Here is a 255-nt window from a genome sequence, read left to right as displayed (position 1 = left end):
ACCAGAAGTAGGTAGCTTAACCGTAAGGAGGGCGCTTACCACGGTAGGATTCGTGACTGGGGTGAAGTCGTAACAAGGTAGCCGTATCGGAAGGTGCGGCTGGATCACCTCCTTTCTAGAGTAGGCACCACGCCAAGCGCTCACACTTATCGATTGTTTCGTTCTTTAAAAATTTGGAAGAAGTAAAGATTTATTATTTTCGTTTGATCGCAAGATTGAACGAGGGTAGTGATTGTATGTATCAACAAACGCAAC

At 45.1% G+C, this 255-nt stretch carries 1 rRNA gene; it reads left to right on the top strand.

The annotated features are described in order from the left end of the window. Positions 1 to 115: ribosomal RNA gene (locus GTP77_RS30070) — 16S ribosomal RNA — on the top strand; the annotation flags it as partial. Positions 116 to 255 lie beyond the last annotated feature (140 nt).

This window comes from Pseudoduganella aquatica (genome assembly GCF_009857595.1).
GTDB lineage: Bacteria > Pseudomonadota > Gammaproteobacteria > Burkholderiales > Burkholderiaceae_D > Rugamonas > Rugamonas aquatica_A.
The sequence above is the reverse complement of the archived record's forward strand: the minus strand, read 5'-3'. Positions and strand labels throughout refer to the sequence as shown.